This is a genomic window from Paenibacillus tianmuensis (genome assembly GCF_900100345.1).
Taxonomy (GTDB): Bacteria; Bacillota; Bacilli; order Paenibacillales; family NBRC-103111; genus Paenibacillus_G; species Paenibacillus_G tianmuensis.
Genome location: NZ_FMTT01000093.1, coordinates 1 through 3,115 on the forward strand (window position 1 = coordinate 1; position 3,115 = coordinate 3,115).

4 protein-coding genes and 2 pseudogenes are annotated in these 3,115 nt (G+C 34.7%); 5 read left to right on the forward strand and 1 reads right to left on the reverse strand.

Translation table 11 applies throughout. The annotated features are described in order from the left end of the window. The 5 genes and pseudogenes from BLO51_RS30000 to BLO51_RS28165 form a co-directional block, all read left to right on the forward strand. Positions 1 to 193, forward strand: a 193-nt coding sequence (locus BLO51_RS30000) for a hypothetical protein (protein WP_217266813.1), incomplete at its 5' end; no start/stop codon positions are given. Next, a pseudogene (locus BLO51_RS30705) lies at positions 118 to 330 on the forward strand (DUF6262 family protein); the annotation flags it as partial. The gene BLO51_RS30000 and the pseudogene BLO51_RS30705, both read left to right, overlap by 76 nt. A 342-nt stretch (positions 331 to 672) precedes the next feature. Continuing rightward, positions 673 to 888, forward strand: a complete 216-nt coding sequence (locus BLO51_RS28155; protein WP_090677442.1) for a hypothetical protein — start codon at positions 673 to 675, stop codon at positions 886 to 888. 23 nt (positions 889 to 911) lie between these two features. Further along, positions 912 to 1,610, forward strand: coding sequence for a hypothetical protein (locus BLO51_RS28160; RefSeq protein WP_090677443.1), 699 nt, complete (start codon positions 912 to 914; stop codon positions 1,608 to 1,610). A 423-nt stretch (positions 1,611 to 2,033) separates the two neighbouring features. After that, positions 2,034 to 2,504, forward strand: coding sequence for an ASCH domain-containing protein (locus BLO51_RS28165; RefSeq protein ID WP_090677445.1), 471 nt, complete (start codon positions 2,034 to 2,036; stop codon positions 2,502 to 2,504). A gap of 255 nt (positions 2,505 to 2,759) precedes the next feature. Here the strand turns inward: BLO51_RS28165 and BLO51_RS28170 are convergent. Further along, a pseudogene (locus BLO51_RS28170) lies at positions 2,760 to 3,083 on the reverse strand (transposase); the annotation flags it as partial. Positions 3,084 to 3,115: the final 32 nt, after the last annotated feature.

Here is a 3,115-nt window from a genome sequence, read left to right on the forward strand (position 1 = left end):
ATGGGCTGAACTGCGGGAACCGCAGGGATCGCTTGCTCAAGAAGAGAAGGATGCTTCTCTGTTCGCAAGAATCCCCCACCTCAGCGCCATTAGCGTAGGTCGTGGGAGTGTTCAAATAACCATTCAGATATCCGCGAGAGGATCGAATCCTTACGCCGTCAACAATCACAAGCACCTACTCCAAAGCAAATAAAGCGTGAGATGAATGATGCGAATAAGGATATACTCATCGAAACGTTAAAACGCAAAATCAAAGCACTGGATAACGAGAACAAAAAATTACGAGAAGAAATGAAAAAGGCTTATGCTCAGATTTACGAAAAACTTTAGTTGCACTTCATTGAGCTAACGGGCAGGAGAGTTTAATTGTGATATGCTGAACCGTATCACAAGTGATGGTAAAGGAAAGATTTGAGTTAACGATACCTTATAAAATGTTATGTGAGATGAAATAGTTCTGTGTAAAAAGTGGATAATGATATTGAATAATAAGGATGATTATAAATAATTGGTTCATCTTAAAAAAAGTATTAATTAAGCATGAAAGTAGTAATGGAAAAATAGTGGTGGTTATAGTCGTTATATCTATATGTACGACTAAATATAATTGGGGCAGATTGCCACATTTAAATAATAAAAGGTATAATTCTAGTATAAAAAGGAGTGATTTTTATGCTTAAAGATAACCCGCACCCATATGGCGATGCTGAGTTATATATGGAACTTGAGGGTATGGATATTAGGATAGCAATTATGAAAGTAACAGATTTTTTACAAACGTTAGGCGATGCAAGTCTATCGTTAACTTACTCTGATAAAACGGAACACGTTATTGATGATGAGCGATTATTAAATATTATTTCGGGACACATCTTAGACATGCAATAATTGATTACAACGGTTGTTTTGATTTGTTTATTCAAATACCTTGGTTCTTATTTAGACTATGGAAAGGTAAAAAGGGAATTCGTCGCAATGGTTCAGGATGGGTCAAAAAAGCTGAGAGCCTATGTAAATACGAAGATGTCATTAGCAAGCTAACATCTATGAAAGAGCAACGTGTTAAAGAGTTTTTAGCTAACTTAATCTCTTTTAATAATACGTATAGGGTTAATGCTAGTAGGTCTGTGAATATAAGAAGAATTGCTAACGATTTAAAACATAATCGGAACTTAAGGCTTAGTGAATTCATTATTAAATCAACTTTAAAGTTGAAGATTAATGATGATTTTGAAGTGAACTCAAAAAAGTTATTGGCAGAGCAAGGCGTGTATCCCGTTATTGAACGAGAAATATTTGACGAAACCGCACCCGATATAGTTATAGCTAAAGTTATAAATACCTACATGGGAGATGAACAGACTACTGATATTCAATACATTAATGGTGAGCTGTTTAGGGGTGAAGATCTCTATAAAAATGGTAGAATATACTCAATTGATGAAATTCATACTGAGCTTATTGAATACCATAACCAGTTGATTTTACTTTTTGAATCATTACAGAAAGTAATGGATGAACATGTTGAGCTCAACCCTCAGTATAAAAATATTAATTTAAAATCGACCTCGTATAATATGGATCAGTTCTTCAAGTCCTCCACAAATTAACTATATAATCAAAAGTAATAGAGCTTAGATGCGCATGTAGTAATATAAAATTGATTGTTTATTTCAACCAATAATTTGCAAAAAGAACGATAAGCCGAACCGTATCACAAGTGATGGTACTCACCATAAGAAAAGAAATTGTGCTTGATAGTAGTTATATCAGCAGATTAAGACGATAGTGATATTTGTCCGGCGAATAAAGGCAGTTTAGTATGAACTGATTGCCGAATTTTAGTTAAAATAATGTATTAGAATATGGGCAGGTAAGAGTTGAAAGCGATCCTTTAAAGAACTCATGAATAAAGTAAAGATGCTTATTTTCCAAATTCAAGCTGCGCAAGTTGAATTAATTGTTATAATTACACTATATTATATTATATTATATTAAATTGATCTGAAGGATCAAAACAAGGAGAGAACATCATGACAACAAATGCAATTGGACAATATTGGCAGTCGTATGCTCAAAAGGAAAACCTAAATATAGAAGTTCCTGCGGCTTGGATGTTTGGAGATGGTTCTAAGGAAATGGGCGATGAATTAGCAAAGCTTGTTGTTGATGGCAAAAAAACGGCAACATGTGCTGCACACTGTGTATATGAGTTTGAAAATGAGGAACTGCCTAAACAGGGACAATACGATATTGTATTAGACGGAAGCAATCAACCTGTAGCCATTATTCAATACACCAACGTTGAACTTCTCAAAATGAATGAAGTGACTGCTGACTTTGCAAAAAATGAAGGTGAAGGCGATTTAAGCTATACATATTGGTATGAAGTGCACGTTAAATTTTTCACGTGGGAGCTAGGTTTACACAATCTTACTTTTAGTGATGATTTAATGTTGGTTTGTCAAACTTTTCGAGTTGTTGATATTTTTCATCAATTTTAGATGAAATTTAAAGAGGAAAGATACTGAAAATTCTTTGTGAACACCTGTGTATAGATAAAAATTACAACGCATAATACGGAGAACTTTAGTATGAACCGTATCGTAGAGATAAGGCAGGTTACTCAACTAAAACCAGCTAATATCTTGTCAATATTTTTCTCTTAATTTCTTTGAATTATAGTCTTATACTAAGCATAGCTAATAACCTTCCTATCCTTGCTGGAAGGCTTTTCTTCTAGAGAAATGTTCTGGATTCTAGACGATATCTATAAAGAATTCTTTATGTGTTAAAACGGCAAATATCCAATGGAGTAGCTTGTTTATACAAGCAACGACTGCCACTCGATAAGGTTTTCCCTCACTACGTTTCTTATCATAAAACACCCTTAACTTCTTGCTTCCAGAACGTCTTAGCCCACATAAAACTGCAAGATATAGGGTGTGTCGCAGTCGTTTGGAGCCACGTTTTGTGATTCGATTTGTTGTTGCCGTGAATTTCCCGGATGAATACACACTGGGATCAATGCCTGCAAAAGCGACTAGTTTCTTTGCATGATTAAACCGATGTATTTCCCCGATCACGCCTGTTGATTAACCAAAATAAGGTATCC

Bases quoted from the DNA above. Each gene is read 5' to 3' on its own strand.
- BLO51_RS28155 (WP_090677442.1), top strand. From the start codon at position 673: ATGCTTAAAGATAACCCGCACCCATATGGCGATGCTGAGTTATATATG.
- BLO51_RS28165 (WP_090677445.1), top strand. From the start codon at position 2,034: ATGACAACAAATGCAATTGGACAATATTGGCAGTCGTATGCTCAAAAG.